The following is a 21,523-nucleotide window of genomic DNA, read 5'->3' as shown; positions in this document are numbered from 1 at the left end:
CCTCAGATTCCGGTAGGGGTGCGCCACGACGTGAAACGCCGTTCCAGGGCGACCAGGAGCTGGTTGAACGTGACCCCGATCGCGGAGATCGTGATGATCCCGGCGTACATCTCGGGGATGGCGAAGTTGAACTGCGAGGCGTTGACCAGGTATCCGAGCCCGGCCTTGGCGCCGACCATCTCGGCGGCGACGAGCACCAGGATCGCCACCGCGCCCGCCAGCCGGATGCCGGTGAACACCGACGGCACGGACGCCGGCAGGATCACCTTGCGGAAGATCCGGTGCGCCGGCAGGTCCATCGACCTGGCCAGCCGCAGCAGGGTCGGATCGACGGTGCGCACGGCGCTGATCGTGTTCAGCAGCACCGGCCAGGTGCAGGCGTAGAGCACGATCGACACCTTCGACGTCTCGCCGATGCCCAGCAGCAGCACGAAGACCGGCAGCAGGGCGAGGGCGGCCGTGTTGCGGAAGACCTCCAGCAGCGGGCCCAGCAGGTCGGCGACCCGCCGGTACCAGCCGATCAGCAGGCCCAGCGGCACGGCGACCGCCACCGCCAGGCCGAAGCCGGCCAGCGAGCGGCCGAGGCTCGCCCAGGTGTGCTCGGCCAGCGAACCGTCCCGCGCCAGCCCCCACCAGGCCGAGGCGACGTCGGAGAACGGCGGCAGGAACGTGGCGTCCACCAGGCCGGACCGGGGGGCGGCCTCCCAGAGCCCCAGCAGGGCCAGCACGGCCACGCTGCGGGTGGCGGCGGTGGCCAGGGCGCGGCCGGCCCGGCGCGGCAGGGACGGCGCCCTGGGACCGGACTGCGGGGCCCGGGGAGCGGGCGGGGCGGGCGCGGTCCGCTCGGGGCCGCGGGTCTTCTCGGTGACGGTGGTGGTCATGCTGCCGTCCTCTCCCTCTCCTGCTGCTGGGCGCGGGTGACCTCGTCGCGCAGCAGGCTCCAGATCCGGTGGCGGTGGTGCGCGAACTCGGGCCGTGAGCGCGGGTCCTCGTCCGGCGACACCTCGCCGAGGTCGATCGGCACCACCTCCTTGACGCGGCCCGGCCGCGAGGTGAGGACCGCGACCCGCTGCCCGAGGCGGACCGCCTCGTCGATGCCGTGGGTGATGAACACGACCGTCTTGCCGGTGCGCCGCCAGATCCGCAGCAGCTCGTCCTGGAGCGATTCCCTGGTCTGCGCGTCGAGCGCGGCGAACGGCTCGTCCATCAGCAGGACGTCGGGGTCGTAGGCGAGGCTGCGGGCGATGGCGACGCGCTGGCGCATGCCGCCGGACAGCTCGTGCGGGTGCCGGTCCTCGAAGTCCGAGAGGCCCACCAGCGCCAGGTACTCCCGCGCCCGTTCCGCCCGTTGCCGGCGCGGCACGCCGATGGCCTCCAGACCGAACTCCACGTTGCCCCGGGCGGTGCGCCACGGCAGCAGCGCGTACTGCTGGAAGACGGTGCCGCGGTCGGGCCCCGGGCCGCGCACCGGCCTGCCGTCGAGCAGGATCTCGCCCGATGTCGGCCGCTCCAGACCGCCGAGCAGGTCCAGCAGGGTCGACTTGCCGCATCCGCTCGGGCCGACGACGACGGTGAACTCCCCGGCGGGGATGTCGAGGTCGATGCCGTCGAGCGCCACCGTGCCCGGGCCCCGGCCCCGTCCCGGGAACGTCTTGCCGACGCCCCGGAAACTGATCTTCGCGGTCATGGTCAGCCCTTCCCCGCGGCGCCGGCGCCGCCGTTGAACTCGTTGGTCCAGAGCGTCCCCAGGTCCACGGAGCGCCGCTCGATGTCACCCCGCTCGGCGAGCCAGTCCGCCCACACGGACAGCTCCCGCTCGTCGATCCGGCCCCCGGGAGCCGACACCCCGTAGGAGCGCCAGTACCGGAGGGCGTCGGTGCTCTCGTTGCGCTTCCGCCGGCGCACGACCTCGGTCATCCGCGCCACCACCTCGTCGCGCGGGGTGGTCCGCGACCAGTCCAGGGCCCGCCCCACCCCGGTGACGAAGGTGCGCACCGTCTCCGGGTTCCGGTCGATGAACCGTTCGGTGAGCACGTACGTCCCGGCGCTGAACGCGCCCCGCAGGTCGAAGTCGCTGAACAGCTTGCGCACGCCGCCGGTCTCCAGCGCCTTGTCGCGCAGGATGCCGCTGAGCACGGCCACGTCGATCTGCCCCCGGCGCAGGGTCTGTTCGGTGTTGACCGGCGGCACGACGATGCGCTCCACCTTCTGCGCCTCGGCGCGGCTCAGCCCGTGCTCGCGGAGGTAGATGTCGAGCATCGCCTCGCTGTGCGCGCCGAGGGTGTTCATCCCGACCGTGCGGCCGATCAGGTCGCGCGGGGTGCGCACGGGGCTGTCCTCGGTGACGTAGTAGCCGCTGAACGCGGCCTCGTCGGAGCCGTAGTAGCTGATGACGGCTCTGACGGGCGCGTCGCGGGAGGCGAGTTTGACGATGGCGCCGTTGAACGCGCCGCCGAAGTCGATCTGGCCCGAGGCCGCGGACTGGATGTCCTGCGGTCCGCTGATGGTGTTGCCGACCCAGTCGAGTCTCACGTCCTCCAGGTAGCCGAGCTCGGCGGCGAGTTCGGCCGGTGTGACCTGTCCCGCCCAGCCCTGGTAGCGCAGCGTCCCGGTGTTCCGCACCCCGCTGCCGCTCGCCGTGCCGCAGCCGGCGGCCGCGAGTGCGGACAGTCCGGTGAAAGCGAGAAATGTGCGTCGTGATGTGGTGTGCACGTGGAATTCCTTCATTTGCTGCACGAAAGGCAGAGGGAGGGCACGGGGAGGAATAGCGCCGGGAAAGCACCGGGCGCGAAGAAAGAACGGCGCACGGCGAGGGCGCACGGCGCGCCGGGAAATGCGGCGCGCACCGGCACCGGCACGGGCCGGAGTACGGGGCGGGCGATGGTGCGCGCGGGAACGGTGAGGCACACCGGTCCGCCGGGGACGGACCCGCCCGCCGGGGAGGGACCCGCCCCGGACTGCGGACGAATCCGCAGGCGGAGGAGGTCTACCGGACCGGACGGGAGGGCCGTGCCGCGGCGCGGGCCGGGCCGTGCCCGGCGCATGGCACCGGGCGGGATGTGCCGGACGCGGCCCCGGGGGGCGCCGTCCCGCGGGCCCGCCGGCCGCTCAGGGGCGGCTCAGCGGCCGGCGGCACACAGCGCGCTGGCAAGACGTCGCAGATCGACGTGCAGACGCGAAACGAGAATCTCGGCTTGACTCACGCCCAAGAGACTGGCAGTGAATTCCCGGTGCGTCAATGACACGTCCCCTGCGTCTCGCATCGTGAATTGTTGCAGATTTCTTTCGCCGTCCTCCACTGCGTCAGTCGACGGAAGCCGGAGCACTCCCCGGCGTGGTGACCGGGCCGCCGCCACCGGGCCCGCGCAAGATGCCAGGACGTCCATGGTCCCGACAGAGCCCGTTCCCCTCCGCGTTCCCCCCGCCCCCTGGTGCGCACGTCCGCGCACCGCGATGCTGTCCGCCGACAGCGCTTACCACGAGCTCGACAAGCCGTATTCCGGGAGTAGTTGTGGGCCTTGGCAGAGCAAGACACACCGTCGTGCTGCTCGCGACCGTCACCGCCCTCGCGGCGGGCGCCGCCGTGCCGGCCGCGGCCGCCGCACCCGACCCCCCGCCCCGCGAGAGCGCCGAGATACTGCGGCCGATCGCCCCGCCCCCCGCCCGGGGCGCCGGTACGGCCTTCGCGCCGGCCCTTGACCCGGCGGGCATCGAGACCGCCCGCAGCGCGCGGCCCGTCGCGCCCGGCGTACGGCTCAGCTCCTACGACCGCCTCGAAGCCGCCAAGTGGCTGCGCGTCGACGAACTCTCGGTCGACCTCGGCGCCGGTGTCCGCGCCGACTACCTCTCGTCCGGGAAGGTCGCCGACCGGCGCAGCGTCAGCGACCTCGCGGCAGGCCACGACCCCGGTGAGGGCCGGCGGACCGTGGCCGCGATCAACGCGGACTTCTTCGACATCAACCAGACCGGCGCCCCGCTGGGAGCGGGCATCCGCGACGGCGAGCTCACCCACTCCCCGGGCTACGGGACCCACAAGGCCGTCGGCATCGGCCCCGGCGGTGCCGGACGCGTCCTGGAGCTCTACTTCGAGGGCACCCTGACGCTCCCCTCGGGGCCGGTGCCGCTCGGCGCCTACAACGCCGCCAACGTGCCCGCCGGCGGCATCGGGGCCTACACCTCCGCCTGGGGCGAGGCCGACCGCGCCCTCACCGTCGACGCCGCGTCACCCGTCGCCGAGGCCGAGGTCCGCGACGGCAGGATCGTCGCCGTCCGCGACCGGCCCGGCACCGGCGCCGTCGCGGCGGACACCACCGTCCTCGTGGGCCGCGAGGCCGGCGCGTCCGCGCTTGCCGCACTGGAGCCGGGGGACCCCGTCTCCCTCGCCTACCGGCCCCGCACCGACAGCGGACCCGTACCGCGCACGGCCGTCGGGGGACGCGAACTCCTCGTCGTCGACGGCGTGCCCCAGGACCACGAGGGCACCGGCAACAACGCCACCGCACCCCGCACCGCCGTCGGCTTCTCGGCCGACGGACGCCGGATGCACGTCGTCACCGTCGACGGCCGCCAGGCCGACAGCGGCGGCGTCACCCTCACCGAACTCGGCCTCATGATGAAGAAGGCGGGCGCGCACAACGCGCTCAACCTCGACGGCGGCGGCTCCTCCACCCTCCTCGCCCGCGAACCGGGAAGCGACGCCCTCCTGGTGGAGAACAGCCCCTCCGACGGCAGCGAGCGCACCGTCCCGAACGGCCTCGCCCTCACGGCGCCGGACGGCAGCGGCCGGCTGACCGGGTTCTGGGTCGAGACCGCGATGCCCGCGGGCACCGCGCCGACCGGCGACCCCGTCCTCGGCGGCCATCCCGAGCGGGTGTTCCCCGGACTCACCCGCCGGCTCACCGCCGCGGGCTACGACGAGACGTACGGACCCGCCGCGGGTGTGCCGCGCTGGCACGCCCGCGACGCCTCCGTCGGACGGGTCGACGACGACGGCGTCTTCCGCGCCCGGCGCAGCGGAACGACCGAGATCGCCGCCGAACGCGGCGGCGCCCGCGGCACGATCCGGCTGTCCGTGCTCGGTGAACTGGCCCGCATCGAGCCCACCGTGCGCCGCGTCGCGCTCGCCGACACCGGCGCGACCGGCACCTTCGGCGTCCTCGGCCACGACGCGCAGGGCAACAGCGCGCCCGTCGAACCGGCCGACGTCACCCTCGACTACGACCGGGCCCTGTTCGACGTCCGCCCCGACGGACGCGGCGGCTACACCGTCCTCGCACGCTCCGAGGGCCGCAGCGCCGGGCTGGTGACGGTGCGGGCGGGCGGCCGGACCACCGTCGTCGGCGTGAGCGTCGGCCTGGCCGAACAGGACGTGGCCGCCTTCGACGACGCCGCCGGCTGGCGCTTCAGCCAGGCGCGCGCGAACGGCTCGCTCGCCGCGACACCCGACGGACACGACGGCACCGGACTGGAACTGACCTACGACTTCACCCTCTCCACGGGCACCCGCGCCGCCTACGCGGCGCCTTCGCAGCCCATCGCCGTGCCGGGGCAGCCGCAGTCGTTCTCGCTGTGGATCAAGGGCGACGGGAACGGCGCCTGGCCCACCCTCCACCTCAAGGACGCCGCCGGCTCCGACCATCTGCTGCGCGGTCCGTACGTCACCTGGACCGGCTGGCGCCAGGTGGTCTTCCCGGTGCCGGCCGGGGCGGCGACCCCGCTGTCGGTGTTCCGCTTCTATCTCGCGGAGACCGCCGCCAACCGGCAGTACACCGGCCGCATCGTCGTCGACGGCCTGACCGCGCAGGTCCCGCCGGCCATCGACCTGCCCGCCCCGCAGCGGGTCGCCGACCCGCTCGTCGACCCCGCCGCGGTCACCGGCGCGCGCGACTGGCGCTTCGCCGTGATGTCGGACGCGCAGTTCGTCGCCCGCGACCCCGACAGCGCGCTGGTGCGCCAGGCGCGCCGGACCCTGCGCGAGATCAGGGCCGCCGGCCCGGACTTCCTCGTCGTCAACGGGGACCTCGTCGACGAGGGAGCCCCCGCCGACCTGGCCTTCGCCCGCCGCGTCCTCCAGGAGGAACTCGGCGACGACGTGCCCTGGTACTACGTGCCCGGCAACCACGAGGTCATGGGCGGCAGGATCGGCGACTTCGTCGCCGAGTTCGGGCCCGCCCACCGGGTGTTCGACCACCGCGGCACCCGCTTCGTCACACTCGACACCTCGTCACTGAGTCTGCGCGGCGGCGGCATCGAGCAGATCAGGGAGCTGCGCGCGCAACTCGACGCGGCCGCGTCCGACCCCCGGGTCCAGTCCGTGATGGTCGTCGAGCACGTCCCGCCGCGGGACCCCACGGTGCAGAAGGCGAGCCAGCTCGGCGACCGCAAGGAGGCCGCGCTGGTCGAGGACTGGCTGGCGGGCTTCCGCAGGTCGACGGGGAAGGGCGCGGCCCTGATCGGCAGCCACGTCGGCGTCTTCCACGCCTCCCACGTGGAGGGCGTGCCGTACCTGGTCAACGGGAACTCCGGGAAGAACCCGGCCGCGCCCGCCGGCGAGGGCGGCTTCACCGGGTGGTCGATGGTCGGCGTGGACGCGGTCGGCCCCGCCGAGCAGGCGGCCGCCCGCCGCGCTCCGTTCGGACCCCGGCCGGACTGGGTCTCCGTCCAGACCCGTGCCCACGTGGACGACGTACGCCTGGACGCCCCGCCCACGGTGGCCCCGGGCACCACGGCACAGGTCGGCGCGAGCGTGCTCCAGGGCACCAGGAGGGTGCCGGCGGCCTGGCCGGTGAGCGTGGACTGGTCGGGGTCGCCCGGCCTCCACATCGGGCGCACCGAGGACGCGCGCGCCCGCCATGTCGCCTCCTTCGACCCCGCGACGGGGCGCCTCACCGGCCTCCGCCAGGGCGCGGTGACCATCGCCGTCACCGTGGGCGGCGTCACCCGCACGACGGCGGTCGCGGTCACCCGCGCCGCGGCCCCGGCCGCCTAGGCCTTGTCTGACACATCCCGCCTGGCGCGCGACGCCCGGCACGCACTCCCCCGGCCACCGCTGGGGGAGTGCCCCCATGCCGCGTTGCCGGAATCGTCGGAGTACGCCCGGTACGAGGATGATCCTCCGCCTCGCGATCGCACGCACCAGGCGCCGCGGGCCCCGCCCTCCGGGCGGACGGAGCTGCTTTCGCCACGCGCCCGGCGACTGGCGGCCTCGCTGCCGCAGCTCCCGGCAGGAGCCGACGCCGGCGCTTTTGCGGTGCCGGGTGGGCGGTCCGGGACGGCTGGGCCGGCGCGGTCAGTCCGCGTGGTCGGACAGTTCGCCGGCGCGGGCACTGATCAGCCGGCGGACGACGGTCGCCGATCGCGACGGCTGGCTGTCCCTGCGCTGGACCAGGCAGGCCTCGACCGGCTCCGCGTCCAGCAGCGGCAGCCAGACCAGATCCGGCGGCTGTTCCTGCGGCCCGAAGCGGGCGAGCAGTCCGACCCCGGCGCCCTGGCGCACCATGGTGACCACGGTCCGTGCCGTCATGGCCTCGACTATCGGCTCGGCCTGCGGCAGGCGCTCCGTGAGCCGCTGGTGCAGGACGGTTCCCGGACGCATGGTCACGATCGGCCATGCCGCGAGATCGCCCCAGGTGATCCGGTCCTGACCGGTGAGCGGGTGGTCCGGCCGGGCCCAGACGCCCAGTGGCGCCGTCATGAGCCGCTGCCGGGTCAGGCCGCTGAGGGCCGGCTCGTCGGGGGTGGTGACCACGGCGAGGTCCAGGTCACCGTCCCGTACGGCGCGTTCGATGTCGGTCGAGGAGCCCTCCCGTACGGAGAAGCGCAGACCCGGATGGTGGCTGAGCAGCCGTCCGACGACGGGGGCCACGATGGTCTCGACGGTCACCGATCCGCCGCCGATGGAGACCCGGCCCCGGTAGGTCCCGTTGGCGGCCCGCGCCGCCTCGCGCACGGCGTCCTCGGCGGCCACGAGCCGGCCGAGCGGGCCGACGAGCGCCTCACCGGCAGGCGTGGCGCGGACTCCGCCCCGGCTGCGGATCAGCAGAACGGCGTCCAGCTCCTCCTCGAGGGCGATGAGCTGCTGGCTGATCGTGGGCTGGCTGACACCGCAGAGCGCTGCCGCCGAGCGGAGCGATCCCGTGCTGATCGCGGCGAGGAGGTATCTGGCGCGTTCGACTCGCATCGGCACAGGTTATAGCCATTGCCTTGCACCGGAGCCAGTATCCCGCATGGTTCCCAGGACGGTTCTGCTGCGACATCGTGCCGTGAGTCACGATCGTGCGATGACGCGCCGGTCGCCGGTGAAAGGATTTTTCGTGCCTGGGCCTCTGCATGGAGTGCGTGTTCTGGACATCTCGACCGTTCTGGCCGGTCCCCTTGCTTCCTCGCTGCTCGCCGAGTTCGGCGCCGAGGTGATCAAGGTCGAGCTGCCGGGTGCCGGGGATCCGGCACGCAGCTACCCTCCGCTGGAGGACGGGGTGTCCGCCGGCTGGGCGGTCATCGGCCGCAACAAGTCCAGCGTGACCATCGACCTGCACCACCCGGAGGCCGCGGACCTCGTCGGGCGGCTGGCCGCGACGGCGGACGTGGTGGTCACCAATTTCCGGCCGGCCGCCCTGCGCCGTTTCTCCGTCGACTTCGGCGACCTCGTCGCCCACCGGCCCGACCTCGTCATGGTGCACGTGAGCGCCTACGGGCGGACCGGCCCGTACGCGGACCGCCCCGGCTTCGCCCGCGTCGCCGAGGCCTTCGCGGGCCTGACCCATCGCACGGGCTTCCCCGACGGGCCGCCGGTCTTCGCCGGATACCCGGTCGCCGACGGAGTCACCGGGATCTACGCGGCGTTCGCCGCGATGCTCGCACTGCGCCAGCGTGACCTGACCGGCGAGCCCCAACTGGCCGACATCGGTCTGTACGAACCTCTGCTGCGGATGATGGAGGACTTCATCGCCGACTACGGCGCGACCGGCGAGGCCCAGGGCCGCCAGGGCAACGAGAACCCGCACATCAGCCCCAACAACCTCTACCGGACACGGGACGGGCGGTGGCTGGCCCTGCCCGCGTCGACCGAGCAGATGTGGCGCCGCCTCATCGTCGCCATGGACGCACCGGATCTCGCGGCCTACGACTCCATGACGGCCCGCCTCGAACACCGTGCCGAGATCGAAGGACGGGTGGCCGCCTTCGTGGCCTCCCACGATCTCGCCCCCCTGACCGAACTGCTCGAGACGTCCGGCGTGGCCTGCGGCCCGGTGAACACGGCCGCCGACATCTGCGCCGACCCGCAGGTGCGGGCGCGTGGATCGGTGGTCGAGGTGACCGACGAGCACACCGGACGGACCCGTGTGGTGCAGGGCTCCGCGGGGCGCTTCTCGGGCTTCACGCAGCAGATCGACAGGCGCGCTCCACGGCTGGGCGAGCACACCCGTGACGTGCTGAGGGGCCTCGGCCTCGACGCGGCAGCCATCGACGACCTCGCCGACCGCGGCGTCATCTGAACGGGGAACGCACTCATGTCCGTGGCCGACGTGTCCATCGTCGTACTCATCGCTCTCTTCGCCGCAGCCCTCGTTCCGCGGTTCCACCTCGGACTCGCCGCCCTGCCGGCCGCCTTCCTCGTCGGCCTCGCCGCGGACCGCGGCGCCGAGGAGGTGACGGCGTTCTTCCCCGGCGACTTCTTCGTGCTGCTCGTCGGCATCACGGCGCTGTTCGCGGTCGCCCAGATCAACGGCACCCTCGACTGGCTCCTCGACGGCATGCTCCGCCTGGTCCGCGGACAGGCCCTGATGATCGCTCTGGTGCCGTTCCTGATCGGTGCCGTGCTGACGGCGATCGGCACTCTCCCGGCGGCGGCCACCGCCATCGTCGCGCCGATCGCGCTCGGGATCGCCGCGCGGTACGGGATACCGCCGCTCATCGCGGCCGTACTCGGTCTCACCGGCATCATCAGCGGGCTCCTCTCGCCGCTGGCCGTGTACGGCACCACCGCGCATCAGCTCGGCGAGAAACTCGGCGTCGGCCTGCCCGGCTCCGCGCCGGTCAGCTTCTTCGCCGGAGGAGTGCTGGCGGGCCTCCTCGTCTCCACCGCCTGTCTCGTGGTCGGTACGCGCACCGGGGCCATGCCCCGCGGTCGCCTCACGACGCTTGCGACTCCGCCCCCGGGCACGCCGGCCGCCGTGCCGGCCACAGGCCACGGCACCGGGCCCGTACGGGAGGAGGACACCCGGCGCGCGCGTTCCCCGATCGCGGCCCGGATTCTCACGCTGACGTGTCTGCTCGCCGTGGTGGTGCTGTCCGTCGGCTTCGACATCAACATCGGATACCTGGGTCTCACCGCCGCGGTCGTCCAGCAGCTCGTCCTCCGGCTGGATCCGAACGAGATCATCTCCCGGATTCCCTGGAACATCGTGCTCCTGATCGGCGGACTCCTCACCTACGTCGGCCTGATGCAGGATCTGGGAGCCTTCGCCCGCATCAGCGACCTGCTGCGCGTGGAGGGATCGCCGATGCTGAGCCTGCTCGTCCTGTGCTACATCGCCGGGATCACGTCCTTCGCCGCAAGCTCCATCGCGGTCTTCGCGACCACGATGCCGCTGGTCCCGGCGCTCGTCGCCGACGGGGCCTCACCCGTGGGCGCCATCCTCGCGATCGCGCTGGCGTCGATCCTGGTCGACATCAATCCGCTGGGCATCACCGGCGGCCTGATCCTCGGCGCCGCCGACCCGGCCGCCCGGGCACCGCTCTTCCGGCAGCTCCTCACCTGCGGACTCGCCTCCGTCGTCGTCGCTCCGGCGCTGGCCTGCGCCGCCTTCGGATGGTGGTGAGGCCCTGACCGCCCTGGCCCGTGGTGGTGAGGCCCTGACCGCCCTGACGCCCTCCGCTCGATCAGGGCGGTCAGGGCCCGCCAGGATCCGGACAAGGGCGGCCCGGAGGGCCCGCTGCTGCCGCAGGGCGTCGAGCCGGGCCGCCGCGGCCGCGCCGCCGCCCCTGCCGCGCGGCAGGGGCGGCGGCGCGCGGCGCTCAGTCCGCGTCCAGCCGCTGCCCGAGCAGATCCAGCCCGTGCCGCAGCCGGCGGAAGTAGGTGGCCCGGCTCAGATGGAGCCGGCGCGCCAGCTGCTGATGGGTCTGCCGGCGCCCGAGGTAGTAGTGCAGCAGGATCTGCCCGGCCTCGGCGTCCTCGCGCGTGTCGCTGTCCGCCAGGGCGCACACCCCGTCCCGCAGCGCCTTCCGCAGATCCTCCGCCGTCGGTGTGCCCGGGGAGCGCAGCAGCGGGCTGTGCGCCAGCCAGGCGGGGTCGGAGAGGTGCGCGAGCGCCTCGCCCACGTCGCGGCCGGTGGCCGAGGGCCCGGCCGTCCGCAGACCGAAGGGGAGTCGTTCCACCCATGCGGTGATCGCGTCGTGTCCGAAGTCCTGGCTGTAGATCTCGGGCTTGCGGCCGCACCGGTAGACGTCGTCGGCCGTGGTGCCGTGCTCGTGGAAGTGCAGGCTCGTCAGAAGCTGCTGGTAGTGCGGGCTCGGAGTGGAGACCGTCAGCAGCACGCTGTTCGCCATGACGTGGTGGAGCAGGTCCCGCAGCAGCCGCGCGTGCAGTCCGCGGTCCGGGCAGTACGCGGCTCCGAGGACCAGGGACCGGGTCGGCTGACCGCCCATCAGCCGGTCCGTGTGCTGCTGGAGCAGGGGCTCCATGCTGCCGACGGTGCGGTCGGCGGCATGCACCAGACCCATGACGCCCACGGCCCGGCCGTCGCGGTCCCGGGCCAGCCGGAAGCCGGTGGGGTCGTCACGCAGCCACCTGTCCACCATGCGCTCCGTGCGCCGGGTGTCCATGCCGCCCTGCCGGGCCCACTGGTGCATCAGCCCGCCGATGTCGTCGGCGTCGTCCGGTGCCGCCGTCTCGATCGAACCGTCGGCCGCGCTCGCCGGGAACAGCGTCTCGCGGACGACGGGGTGGTCGAGGAGGGCCATGGTCCCCTCGGCGAGCCGCCCCCGGTGCGCCACGTCCGGCTCCGCGGCCAGCTGCCGCCTGCGGCGGGTGACCGCGCGGGACAGCACCCCGTGGTGGGCCGCGGGCTGCCGCCACCGGTGGGCCAGCCGGAGCACGGAGCGGAACGGCTCCAGCACGGCCAGACCGAGTTCCGTACGGCCGATGAGGCTGAGCCGGCCCAGCGACTCGAAGAGCTCCCGGCTCTCGTCGAGGAGCTCCCGGTCCCCGCCCCAGACGGTGGCGAGCCTGTCCAGGGCGCTCTCCCACCCGGGGCCGGGACGCTCGCGCGACAGACGCGCGGTGATCTCCTGCACGGCCTGGTCGGCGACGGCCCCGGGGGCGTCCGGTGAGGCGCCCGCGTGCAGCGCCCGGCAGGCCGCGCCGGCGACCAGCGGGTTGCCGCCGGCCATGCGGACGACCAGCTCCCGTGCCGCGGCGGCGGGCAGTTGTGCGTCGGCCGCCAGCCGCGCGATCCGCTGGTCGGACCAGGGCGCGGTCTCCAGGACGGCCGCTCCCGAGAGCGTCCAGCCGGGCTGGGCCAATAAGGAACGCCGGCTCACGACGAGCAGCGGTGCGGCGGGCGTCTCGTGCGGGAGCCGTACGCCGTCCAGCACCGCGAGGGCGTCCGGGCCGTCGGCGCTGTCCAGCACCAGCGGCCGGGTGGTGGGCTCGGCGAGCGCCGCCCGCACGGCGTCCGGGGAGCCGTCGCGGGACAGGTCCACCACGCGCGACGGCCCCAGCCGTGACACCAGCCAGGACTTGCCGCTCCCGAGCGGCCCCGTCAGGTTCACCAGCCGGTGACGGTCCATCACCGCCCGCAGCACTTCGGGCGTCGCCCGAGCCGGTGCACCCGTCGCCGCAGCCTCGGTCATGAGGCCTTCCACCACGCTTCCCGCAGGACCGTCCTCGAACACGGCGACACCCTAGTGAGCGGGCTCCACGACGAGAAGACCATGAACCGGATCGGCCTGTGAGACTCCCGTGAGACCCCTGTGGGACCCCACCGGCCGGGGGTCGTGGCTAGCGTGGAGCGGTGATCGCGCCGGGTGACCGGACCGGATCCCCAGGGAGGCCGCATGAATGCCCACAGCATGTCCGTACTCGGTCTGACCAGCACCGAGGAGGACGTCTACCGCCACTTCCTGCGGAATCCCGGAACACCCCAGCGGCGGATCCCCGGGACGTCACCGGACGAACGGGAGACCGTGCTGCGGGCCGTCGCGCGGCTCCGGGAGCTGCGCCTGCTGCACGGGGACGACGCGACCACCTGGGCGGTGGATCCCGTCGTCGCCGTTCCCCGGCTGGCGGGCGAGCAGCTGGACGCGGCGCACCGGACGATGCGTCAGCTCGTCGACATGCGGCCGGTCCTGCGGTCGCTGCGGCACGAGAGACCGGTGCCCGGGGCCGCGGCCCCGGGAGACGCCGCCGCCGCGCTGGTCCGGCTGGAGGACCCGCGGGCGGTACGCGCCCGGGCGGGCCAACTGGCCTTCGGGGCACGGTCGGAGGTGCTCGCGGCGGACCCCTGCGACGCACTCACACCGGAGCGCGCCGCCTACGCCCGGCATCTCGATCTGGGGCGGCTGAGCCGGACGGTGCGCGTGCGGGTCCTGGTGCGGACGACGGCGCTCGCCGACGCGGAGAGCCTCGGCAGGATGCGGCACCTGCATGCCGGCGGCGCGGCCGTCAGGGTCGCGGACCAGCTGTCCGAGACGGTTCTCGTCTGCGACCGGCACGCGGCACTGGTGCCCATCGACGCCCGCGACACCGGGCGCGGCGCCCTGTACACCGAGGAGAGCGGGCTGGTGAGCAGCCTGGTCGGCCTCTTCGAGCGGCTGTGGGCCACCGCGACCGACTTCGCCGACCTCGCGGCGGTGGACACCGGGCGCACCGTCCGGCTCACCGACACCCAGCGCCTGGTGCTCACCGCCATGTGCGCCGTGAGCAAGGACGAGACGGGTGCCCGGCAGGCACGCATGTCCCTGCGCACCTACCGGCGGCACATCTCCGACGTCCTGACGCTGCTGGGCGCCTGCAACCGGGCCCAGGCCGCGCTGCTCGCGCGTGAGCGCGGCTGGGTGTGACCGCTCGGCGGGGGAGCGCGGCGGGGTGCGGGCGGCCGGGTGAGCGCCGCCGGGTGCAGGCGGCCGGGTGCGGGCGCTCTGCGCGTGAGCGCCGCGGGGTGTGGGCGGTGACGGGCGGCGCGACGGCTCCGCCCGTTGGTCTCACTCCGCGGCCGCTCCGTCCCGGCGGGCGCCACGGGCCCCCGCCCCGCTCCGTCCCAGCGGCGGCACCCGCAGGCCGAACTCCCGGCGCAGGGCGCTCCGGGCGGCCAGCAGGCCGCACATCCCGTGCACGCCGGGACCCGGCGGGGTGGCGGCCGAGCAGAGGTAGACGCCCGGCAGCGGGGTGCGGTACGGGTCCCAGCGGACCACGGGCCGGAAGACGGACTGCCGCAGGCCGAGGGCTCCCGTAGCGATGTCCCCGCCGACGTAGTTGGGGTTGTAGCGGGCCAGCGCGGCCCCGGACACGCCGCGTTCGGCGACCACGGTGTCGGTGAACCCGGGCGCGTGGCGCTCGATCGCCGCCCGCACCAGCGGCAGCGGATCGCGGGTGGAGCCGTGCGGGAGGTGCGCGTACGCCCACACCGGACGGCGCCCGGGGAGGGCGCGCCCCGGGTCGGCCACGGCCGGGTCCACCACCAGCACGAAGGGCCGTTCGCCCGGTAGGCCCCGGGCGGTGGCCGTCTCCTGCCGGAAGACCTCCCGCGCCGTCCCTCCGAGGTGCACGGTCACCGCCCGGCCGACTTCGGGGGCGGACCAGGGGATCGGCTCCGAGACGAGGAAGTCGGCCTTGCCGGCCGCCGGGCCGTAGCGGTAGCGGCGCAGCGCGCGGGCGTAGCGAGGGGGCAGCCGGCCGCCGGCGAGGGATTCCAGTGCGGTGGGGGAGACGTCGAGGAGAACCGCCCGCACTCCGTCCAGCTCGCGCAGGTCGGTGATCTCCCGGCCGGTGTGCAGCACGCCCCCGTGCGCCTGGATGTCGGCCGCCAGGGCGTCCGCGATGCTCCGGCTGCCGCCGCGCGGTACCGGCCAGCCCGGCCCGTGGGCGAGCTGTGCGAGCAGCAGCCCGACCGCGGCGCCGGGCAGCGACGGCAGCGGGCCGGTCACATGTGCGGCGGCGCCGGCCAGCAGCGCCGGGGCCTTCTCGCCGCGGAAGGCGAGGGGCCCCAGCCGGGTCCCGTGGAGCAGGACCCGGCTCAGCAGGGCCGGGGCGGCCCGGAGGCCGGGAGGCCGCCGCAGGTCGGACAGGAGCAGCCCGGCCAGCTCCGTGCCGTGCGCCAGCAGCGGCTCCATCAGGCGGCGCCAGCGCGCTCCGTCCGGACCGAGCCCGGCGCAGGTCGCGTCGAGGTCGTGCCAGGCGAGGGCGGCCCGCCCGTCGTCGAGGGGGTGGGCGTAGCTGATCTCCGGGCGGAGCATGTCCACCCGCGCGTCGAGGCCGAACTCCCGGAAGAACGGGGAGGACATGCCCATCGGATGCACCGCCGAGCAGATGTCGTGGACGACGCCGGAGTCGAACAGGTCGGCTCCGCGCAGCCCGCCCCCCAGGGTGCCGGCGGCCTCGTACACCTCGACCCGCAGGCCGGCGCGGGCCAGCACGACGGCGGCGGCGAGGCCGTTCGGCCCGCTGCCGACGACGGCCGCGTCCACCGCGCTCACCGGGGGCGTCCCGGGCCCTGGGCACAGAGCCGGCGGGCGTCGCCGCCGGGGCCGGGCGGGCGGTGCGCCGTCTGACCGGCGCCCGCGGCGGCGGGGGTCATCCGGCCACTCCCGCGCCGGGCCGCGAGGACGGTGCGCCGGTGGCCGCCAGCGACGCCGCCTCGGTACGGGCGCCGTCCGCGAACTGAGCCGCGGCCAGCCGGCCGTAGAGGGCGTCGTCGCGGATGAGCTGCGCGTGGGTGCCGACGGCGCGTACCCGGCCGTCGTCGAGGACCACGATGCGGTCGGCCTCCACCACGGTGGAGATGCGGTGCGCGATGGCGACGACCGCGCAGCGGCGGGCGATGCGCCGCAGACTGTCGCGCAGCGCCGCCTCCGACTCGGAGTCGAGATGGGCGGTGGCCTCGTCGAGGAGGATCACGGCGGGCTTCTGGAGCAGCGCCCTGGCCACGCAGAGCCGCTGCCGCTGTCCGCCGGAGAGTCCGGTGCCGTGGTCGCCGAGCGGGGTGTCCAGGCCCTCGGGCAGGGCCGCGACCACAGCGGTGAGCCCGGCCAGGTCGACCGCCTCCGCGATGTCGGCCTCGGTGGCGTCGGGCGCGGCGTACACGATGTTCTCCCGGACGGTGCCGCGCATCGCGGCGCTGTCCTGCTGGACGTAGCCGACGCCGCCGCGGATCTCGGCGGGTGACAGGTGCGCGATGTCCCTGCCGTCCAGGAGCACGGCGCCCCGTTCGGGGCGGTAGAACCGTTCGACGAGCTGGAAGACCGTGGTCTTGCCGGCGCCGGAGACACCGACGAGTGCGGTGAGCCCGCGCCGGGGCACGGTGAAGGACACGGCGTCCAGGACGGGCCGGTCGCCGTAGCCGAAGCGGACGTCGCGGAACTCGACGGCCGGATGCCCGCCAGGGACGGGCGGCTCGGCGCTCGCGTCCCGCACCGGGTCCGGAGCGGCACCCGCACTGCCGGCGGGAGCGGGGGCGTCCTCCTGCGGGATGCCGTCCAGCTCGTCCACGCGCTGCATGGCGGCCCGGCCCTGCTGGTAGGTGCCGAGCGAGAGGAAGACGAGGACCAGCGGGGAGACGAGGTAGAAGAGGTACATCGTGAAGGCCGTGAAATCGGCGACGCCCAGGGAGCCGGTCGCCACCCTGGCCATGCCGATGCCCATCACGGCGGCGAGCGAGGCCTGCAGCCCGACGTTGAGGACCGGCGAGAACAGGGCGTTGAGCACGGTGACCCGGTTGCCGGACCGGCGGACCGTGTCCGCGCGCGCCGCGAGGCGGTCCTCCTCCCGGCTCTCCGCCCCGGCCGCCTTCACCGTGGGCAGGGCCGCGAGCACCCGCTGGAGGTCGGCGCCGAACTCGCCGGTGTCCGCGCGGTTGACCAGGGCCGCCCGGCGCAGCCCGCGGGCGACCCCGATGGAGGCGACGCTGGCCACGCCGAGGCAGCCGACGGTCACCAGCAGCAGCCAGAGGTCGATCAGGGCCATCATCACCACCCCGCCGAGCACGATCAGCCCGTTGAGGAGGATCTGCGCCATGCTCTGGGTGAGCGCGATCTTCATCAGCGCGGTGTCGCCCACCAGCCGGGTGTGCACGTCGCCCTGCCGCTGGGTGTGGAGGTACCCGAGGTCGGCGCGGAGCACCTTCCCCGCGAGCAGGACCCGGGCGTCGCGGACGATGTTCTCGCCGGCCCGGCCGATGAGGCACCCCTGGGTCGCGGAGAGCGCGGCGTCCGCCACGAACAGGACGGCCAGCAGGACGACGAAGAGGGCGACCGGCTCGTCCCGCCCGACCGCCTCGATGAGGTGGGCGACCAGCTTCGGCTGCACGAGGGTGGAGACCACGCCGACGGTCCCGAGCAGTACCCCGCCCGTCAGGAGCCGGGCCTGGGAACGGGTCAGCCGCGTGACGAGGCCGCCCGGCGCGGCTGTGGCGGCGGTCATGAGAGCTCCGTCCGTCCGGCGCGGACGAACCGGCTGATGTGGACGCCGCTGAGGGCGGTGTCGAACGCGCCGCCGGACCAGTCGCCGTGGAGGCTGACCCGTTCGAGTCCGGCGTCGGCCGCGTACGCCTCGATGTCCTCCGGGGTGGTGAGGCGGGTGATCTCGGTTCCTATCCGCGTGCCGCCGGGCTCGTGCAGCAGGTGCGAGGTGTGCCAGAGCCCTTGTTCGGCGAGGAGCGTGGAGTAGGTCTGGAGCCCGGTCCCCGGTTCGGGGTACGGGGCGAAGAAGGAGGTGCGGCTGAGTCCTTCGTGCAGGGTGTGGACGAAGCCGGGGTTGTGGGTCTCCACCACGAGGGTTCCGCCGGGCGCGAGCCGGCGCGCGGCCGCGGCGACGGCGGCGCGCTGGCCCGCCGGGTCGAGGATCAGGGACATCGTGCCGCAGACGCAGTAGACGAGTCCGTGGCTGCCGGCGTCGTCGTACGTGCGGATGTCGCCGTGCACGGGGGTCACGGGGACCCCGGACTCCGCGACGGCGGTCCGCAGCCGTTCGAGCATCTCCGGGGACGAGTCCACACCGACGACCTCGCCGGTGAGACGTGCGAGGGGGACGGCGATGCGGCCGGTGCCCACCCCGAGTTCGAGTGCCGACCCGCCGGGATGCCAGTCCGCCAGTGCCGCGGCCGTGCGCTCGGCCGTGCCGTCCTGCGGGAAGAGCCGGTCGTAGAAGTCGGCGAAGACCCTGCCGTAGCCGATGTCCGCGATCGCGGGGGCGGCGGTGTCCGACGGTGCGGTCGCGGTGCTCATGCCTGCTCGCCTTCTCCCGCCGGAGCGGACGGGGTGGTCGCCGGGGTGTGGTGGGCCGTTGTGCCATGGGCCGTTGTGCCATGGGCCGGGGCGTGGTGTGCCGGGGCGTTGTGCGTCGGGGTGCCGTGTGCCGGGGTGTTCATCGGGGTGTAGGGGGAGACGAAGATGATCTCCGGCTCCTCGGAGTCGTCGTAGCCGGCGTTGCGGGCGAGGGTGAACTGGAAACCCTTGATGCCGGTGGCCCCCGAACGCTCGATGCCGGCCCGGAACCAGGCGCTCAGGATGCGGTATCCGGGCATGCCACGGGCCGTGGTGAACCCCTTGTCGAGATGGCGCATCACCTCGGTGCCGAGGTCGAACACCGCCTTCTCGGCCCGGCGGCTGGGGAACCAGACGATCTGGTGGGCCCTGCGCCCCGCGATGACCTCCACGGGCGTCCAGTCGGAGGTCTCCCCGGCCTCGTTCAGGGTGCGGCAGTAGAACTGCAGGTCGTGCTGGGCCGGAGTGGGCGCGAAGAAGCGCCAGTTGGGGAACAGGGTGGAGAACACGTCGAACCGGGCGAGCCTGCTGAACGACGGCAGAGGGTGCTGGCTGACGAGGGTGCCCACCAGCAGCAGGCCGGCGAGCAGCCGTACGTTGCCGTCCGCGCCGCCGAAGTGGCGGGCGAGCAGCCGGCCGGCCGGGGCGCTGGGGTCGGTGCCGTTCATCGGGTTCCCTCCTGGCGGGCCGTCGCGGACTGCTGATCCGTCGTGCTCGGCTGTCCTGTGGTGGTCTGCCGCCCCGGGCCGGCGCCGGGCAGCGCGGCCGTGGTGTCGCCGAGGAAGGCCAGGAGGTGCCGGGCGGCCTCGCCCGCGAGCTGGGGGTCGGTCAGGAGACTGTCGTGGTCGGCGTTCTCGACGACGGTGCTCCGGACGGTCCTGTCCGCCGGGTGCGCGTCGGCGAGGTCCTTGTGCAGCAGCAGGTGGTCGGGGTCGCTGTCGACGGTCTGCTGGGCGGACAGCACCAGGGCGTGGCTCTCCAGCCGGGGCAGCGGGCCCTCGAAGGACCGGAAGTCCGCCTCCGCGGCCCGCCATTCGCGCAGCGCGGCGGTCCACATGCGATGGTCGGCGAGCTCCGCCATCGCCCTGTCGCGCACCGGCGCGGGCAGGTTCCGGATCCAGCCGGGAGTCTGCATGAGCACACCGAGGCCGGCCCGCAGGCTGACGGACGTCGAGCGGATCAGCGCCTCGAGGTGCTGGGCGTTCTCGCCCTGGCGGCTGGACCGGTCGAGTTGCTGAGGATGGGAACTGTCCACGTAGACGACGGAGTGCACCCGCTCGCCGAGCCGGACGGCCGCCCGTCTGGCGAGCTCACCGCCCAGGGAGTGCCCGACGAGTGAGACCTGGCGTCCTTCCGGTACGGCCGCCTCGATCAGGTCGACCAGGTCGTCCACCGACTCGCCCAGGTGGTAGGGCGACGAGGAGTGCCGCTTGCTCGCCCCGTAGCCGGCCCGGCTGTAGGCCAGCCAGGGGCGTCCGCCCGCGTTGAGGGCCCTGGTGTACCAGCTGAAGTGCGCGGGCAGGGCGCCGAGTCCGTGCACCAGGACGGCCACCGGGCCTTCGCCGGCCGTGCCGATCGTGCCGTCGTAGGCCAGTTCGTTGCCGTGGCGGGTGGTGACCGTGCTGCCGAACGGGTGGTCGGTGGCCCGCAGCCCGCGGCGGACCGCCGCCGCGGCCGCCGCGGCAGCCGTGCCGGCCAGGAGCAGGGCCGCGGCCGCCGGCATCCGGTCGTCCCGTCCGGCGACGGCGGGGTGGCTGCGGGGCGTGCTGGTGTAGGCGACCAGCGGATGCATCGAGACGAAGGCCGGTATGAACCTCCCCAGTCCCATGACCGAGCCGTTGGCGAGGTGGAAGGCGACGGCGCCGGCGATCACCGGGCGGGTCAGCAGGCCGCCCCTGAGGTACAGCACCGGGAACAGGCACTCCATCGCCAGCACACCGTGGGCCAGGGCCCGTGCGGAGCGGGGGTGGCGGCGGGCCAGCCGCCACGCCTTCTCGTGCCCGTAGGTCCTGGTGCGCAGCACACCGGTCAGGGCGGAGCCGTCGCGCCAGTCCTTCCCGAGGAGCTTGACCCAGCCGGAGACGACGTACGACATGTTGGACTGGAGCGCCACGTACCACATCAGGGCGTCCTGGGCGGCGGGGGAAGGGGCCAGCCGGGCCAGTCCGGTCGCGGTCTGCACCAGGCCGGACGCCTGGTCGGAGCCGTCCGTGCCGTAGCGGTGGGTGGGATAGAGCAGGGCGCCGCTGAGACCGAGGAAGAGGTTGGCCGCTCCGCGCGCCCGGCTGTCACCGGGCAGGAGGAGAGCGGCGCTCGCGGCCACCCGGGCGGTGTGCAGGACCCGGCTGGTCCGTTCGTCGGCGACGATGTCGAGCAGCTTCCGCAGGGGTCTGCCGGAGTGGGCGTGCCCGCGCCGGGCGAGTGCCCAGTCGTTCAGTCCGCCCGGCCGCTTCTGGTCCGCGAGGGTGAGGTGCTCCAGGCTGGACAGCAGGGAGGTGAGCGCCGCGATCCGTTCGGACGCGCCGAGGGCCTGGCCGCGGGAGAGGGGCAGGGGGCCGGTGAGGGCCGAGACCACCGTCCGGGCGGTGGGCCCGGAGGCTCTGAGCTTGGCGAGGCGAGCGAGCATGGAAGGTACTCCTGGGCGGAAGTCGGGCAGGGCCGGCCGGCGGAGGGGTGTCCGGCGCGCGGACTGCCCGGATGCGGATGCGCTCCGGTGCGGGAGGCCGGGTCCCGGCCGTCCCGGTCCGGTGCCGGCCGGGCGGCATGCCCCCGGCCGGCACCGGACCTCTGCGTCACTGCGGGATCTCGACCTCGATGGGAGGATCCATGCTCCCGTCACGTCCGGCCTGGAACGCGTTCACCAGAGCCGCTCCGATGATCACGCCCGCCACCACGGCGGCGACCGTGTTCAGGACGGGTACCTGGGCGGTGACGAACCGGCCGTCGGGGTCGTCGATCCTGATGTCGGTGAGGGCGCCGGGTCTGGTCAGGAAGGAAGTGTCGTCCATCTGGTTCTCCTTGTCCGTGTTCCTCGTGGAGTGGCGCG

At 74.3% G+C, this 21,523-nt stretch carries 16 protein-coding genes; 4 read left to right on the top strand and 12 right to left on the bottom strand.

Annotation, left to right across the window (positions count from 1 at the left end; all coding sequences use genetic code 11):
* Positions 1-2 precede the first annotated feature (2 nt).
* The 4 genes from IAG43_RS02405 to IAG43_RS35170 all read right to left on the bottom strand — a co-directional run bounded on the left by IAG43_RS02405 (position 3) and on the right by IAG43_RS35170 (position 3,263).
* Positions 3-881, bottom strand: coding sequence for an ABC transporter permease (locus tag IAG43_RS02405; protein ID WP_187739088.1), 879 nt, complete (start codon positions 879-881; stop codon positions 3-5).
* On the bottom strand, positions 878-1,687 hold the full coding sequence (locus IAG43_RS02400; RefSeq protein WP_187739087.1) for an ABC transporter ATP-binding protein: 810 nt from the start codon (positions 1,685-1,687) through the stop codon (positions 878-880). Before IAG43_RS02400 ends, IAG43_RS02405 begins: the two co-directional genes overlap by 4 nt.
* Before the next feature lie 2 nt (positions 1,688-1,689).
* The gene (locus IAG43_RS02395; RefSeq protein ID WP_246574032.1) at positions 1,690-2,712 is read right to left on the bottom strand and encodes an ABC transporter substrate-binding protein; all 1,023 of its coding nucleotides are present in this window, start codon (positions 2,710-2,712) and stop codon (positions 1,690-1,692) included.
* 407 nt (positions 2,713-3,119) lie between these two features.
* Entirely contained in the window at positions 3,120-3,263 is a 144-nt protein-coding gene (locus IAG43_RS35170; protein WP_425508636.1) for a putative leader peptide, read from the bottom strand.
* 278 nt (positions 3,264-3,541) lie between these two features.
* Here IAG43_RS35170 and IAG43_RS02390 point away from each other — a divergent pair, with 278 nt between their 5' ends.
* A complete protein-coding gene (locus tag IAG43_RS02390; protein WP_425508561.1) occupies positions 3,542-6,988 on the top strand; it encodes a phosphodiester glycosidase family protein in 3,447 nt (1,148 codons plus the stop codon).
* Between the two features lie 300 nt (positions 6,989-7,288).
* Here the strand turns inward: IAG43_RS02390 and IAG43_RS02385 are convergent, their stop codons facing one another.
* Entirely contained in the window at positions 7,289-8,179 is an 891-nt protein-coding gene (locus tag IAG43_RS02385; protein WP_187739085.1) for a LysR family transcriptional regulator, read from the bottom strand.
* A 133-nt stretch (positions 8,180-8,312) separates the two neighbouring features.
* Here IAG43_RS02385 and IAG43_RS02380 point away from each other — a divergent pair, with 133 nt between their 5' ends.
* Positions 8,313-9,494, top strand: coding sequence for a CaiB/BaiF CoA transferase family protein (locus IAG43_RS02380; RefSeq protein WP_187739084.1), 1,182 nt, complete (start codon positions 8,313-8,315; stop codon positions 9,492-9,494).
* 15 nt (positions 9,495-9,509) lie between these two features.
* Complete coding sequence (locus IAG43_RS02375; protein WP_187739083.1) at positions 9,510-10,820, top strand: SLC13 family permease; 1,311 nt, start codon at positions 9,510-9,512, stop codon at positions 10,818-10,820.
* A gap of 196 nt (positions 10,821-11,016) precedes the next feature.
* Here the strand turns inward: IAG43_RS02375 and IAG43_RS02370 are convergent, their stop codons facing one another.
* A complete protein-coding gene (locus IAG43_RS02370) occupies positions 11,017-12,852 on the bottom strand; it encodes a hypothetical protein (protein ID WP_187739082.1) in 1,836 nt (611 codons plus the stop codon).
* Between the two features lie 204 nt (positions 12,853-13,056).
* On the opposite strand from IAG43_RS02370, the gene IAG43_RS02365 reads away from it, so the two are divergent.
* A complete protein-coding gene (locus IAG43_RS02365; RefSeq protein ID WP_187739081.1) occupies positions 13,057-14,061 on the top strand; it encodes a hypothetical protein in 1,005 nt (334 codons plus the stop codon).
* Positions 14,062-14,202: 141 nt separating this feature from the next.
* On the opposite strand, the gene IAG43_RS02360 is transcribed toward IAG43_RS02365, so the two are convergent.
* From IAG43_RS02360 to IAG43_RS02335, 6 genes are all read right to left on the bottom strand, one after another.
* Positions 14,203-15,693, bottom strand: a complete 1,491-nt coding sequence (locus IAG43_RS02360) for a phytoene desaturase family protein (protein ID WP_187739080.1) — start codon at positions 15,691-15,693, stop codon at positions 14,203-14,205.
* Positions 15,694-15,790: 97 nt separating this feature from the next.
* On the bottom strand, positions 15,791-17,635 hold the full coding sequence (locus tag IAG43_RS02355) for an ABC transporter ATP-binding protein (protein ID WP_187739079.1): 1,845 nt from the start codon (positions 17,633-17,635) through the stop codon (positions 15,791-15,793).
* A complete protein-coding gene (locus tag IAG43_RS02350) occupies positions 17,632-18,438 on the bottom strand; it encodes a class I SAM-dependent methyltransferase (protein WP_187739078.1) in 807 nt (268 codons plus the stop codon). Before IAG43_RS02350 ends, IAG43_RS02355 begins: the two co-directional genes overlap by 4 nt.
* Positions 18,435-19,145, bottom strand: a complete 711-nt coding sequence (locus tag IAG43_RS02345; RefSeq protein WP_246574031.1) for a hypothetical protein — start codon at positions 19,143-19,145, stop codon at positions 18,435-18,437. The genes IAG43_RS02350 and IAG43_RS02345 overlap by 4 nt, the downstream gene beginning before the upstream one ends.
* On the bottom strand, positions 19,142-21,103 hold the full coding sequence (locus IAG43_RS02340) for an alpha/beta fold hydrolase (RefSeq protein WP_187739077.1): 1,962 nt from the start codon (positions 21,101-21,103) through the stop codon (positions 19,142-19,144). Before IAG43_RS02340 ends, IAG43_RS02345 begins: the two co-directional genes overlap by 4 nt.
* A 166-nt stretch (positions 21,104-21,269) precedes the next feature.
* Positions 21,270-21,485, bottom strand: a complete 216-nt coding sequence (locus tag IAG43_RS02335; RefSeq protein WP_187739076.1) for a hypothetical protein — start codon at positions 21,483-21,485, stop codon at positions 21,270-21,272.
* Positions 21,486-21,523: the final 38 nt, after the last annotated feature.

The sequence above is a fragment of the Streptomyces genisteinicus genome, from assembly GCF_014489615.1.
GTDB lineage: Bacteria > Actinomycetota > Actinomycetes > Streptomycetales > Streptomycetaceae > Streptomyces > Streptomyces genisteinicus.
The sequence above is the reverse complement of the archived record's forward strand: the minus strand, read 5'-3'. Positions and strand labels throughout refer to the sequence as shown.

What these genes read in the sequence shown, in the direction of transcription:
- IAG43_RS02405 (WP_187739088.1), bottom strand. Translation starts at nt 881, where the DNA reads ATGACCACCACCGTCACCGAGAAGACCCGCGGCCCCGAGCGGACCGCG.
- IAG43_RS02350 (WP_187739078.1), bottom strand. Translation starts at nt 18,438, where the DNA reads ATGAGCACCGCGACCGCACCGTCGGACACCGCCGCCCCCGCGATCGCG.
- IAG43_RS02365 (WP_187739081.1), top strand. Translation starts at nt 13,057, where the DNA reads ATGAATGCCCACAGCATGTCCGTACTCGGTCTGACCAGCACCGAGGAG.
- IAG43_RS02340 (WP_187739077.1), bottom strand. Translation starts at nt 21,103, where the DNA reads ATGCTCGCTCGCCTCGCCAAGCTCAGAGCCTCCGGGCCCACCGCCCGG.
- IAG43_RS35170 (WP_425508636.1), bottom strand. Translation starts at nt 3,263, where the DNA reads ATGCGAGACGCAGGGGACGTGTCATTGACGCACCGGGAATTCACTGCC.
- IAG43_RS02370 (WP_187739082.1), bottom strand. Translation starts at nt 12,852, where the DNA reads ATGACCGAGGCTGCGGCGACGGGTGCACCGGCTCGGGCGACGCCCGAA.
- IAG43_RS02355 (WP_187739079.1), bottom strand. Translation starts at nt 17,635, where the DNA reads ATGACCGCCGCCACAGCCGCGCCGGGCGGCCTCGTCACGCGGCTGACC.
- IAG43_RS02345 (WP_246574031.1), bottom strand. Translation starts at nt 19,145, where the DNA reads ATGAACGGCACCGACCCCAGCGCCCCGGCCGGCCGGCTGCTCGCCCGC.
- IAG43_RS02335 (WP_187739076.1), bottom strand. Translation starts at nt 21,485, where the DNA reads ATGGACGACACTTCCTTCCTGACCAGACCCGGCGCCCTCACCGACATC.
- IAG43_RS02400 (WP_187739087.1), bottom strand. Translation starts at nt 1,687, where the DNA reads ATGACCGCGAAGATCAGTTTCCGGGGCGTCGGCAAGACGTTCCCGGGA.
- IAG43_RS02385 (WP_187739085.1), bottom strand. Translation starts at nt 8,179, where the DNA reads ATGCGAGTCGAACGCGCCAGATACCTCCTCGCCGCGATCAGCACGGGA.
- IAG43_RS02375 (WP_187739083.1), top strand. Translation starts at nt 9,510, where the DNA reads ATGTCCGTGGCCGACGTGTCCATCGTCGTACTCATCGCTCTCTTCGCC.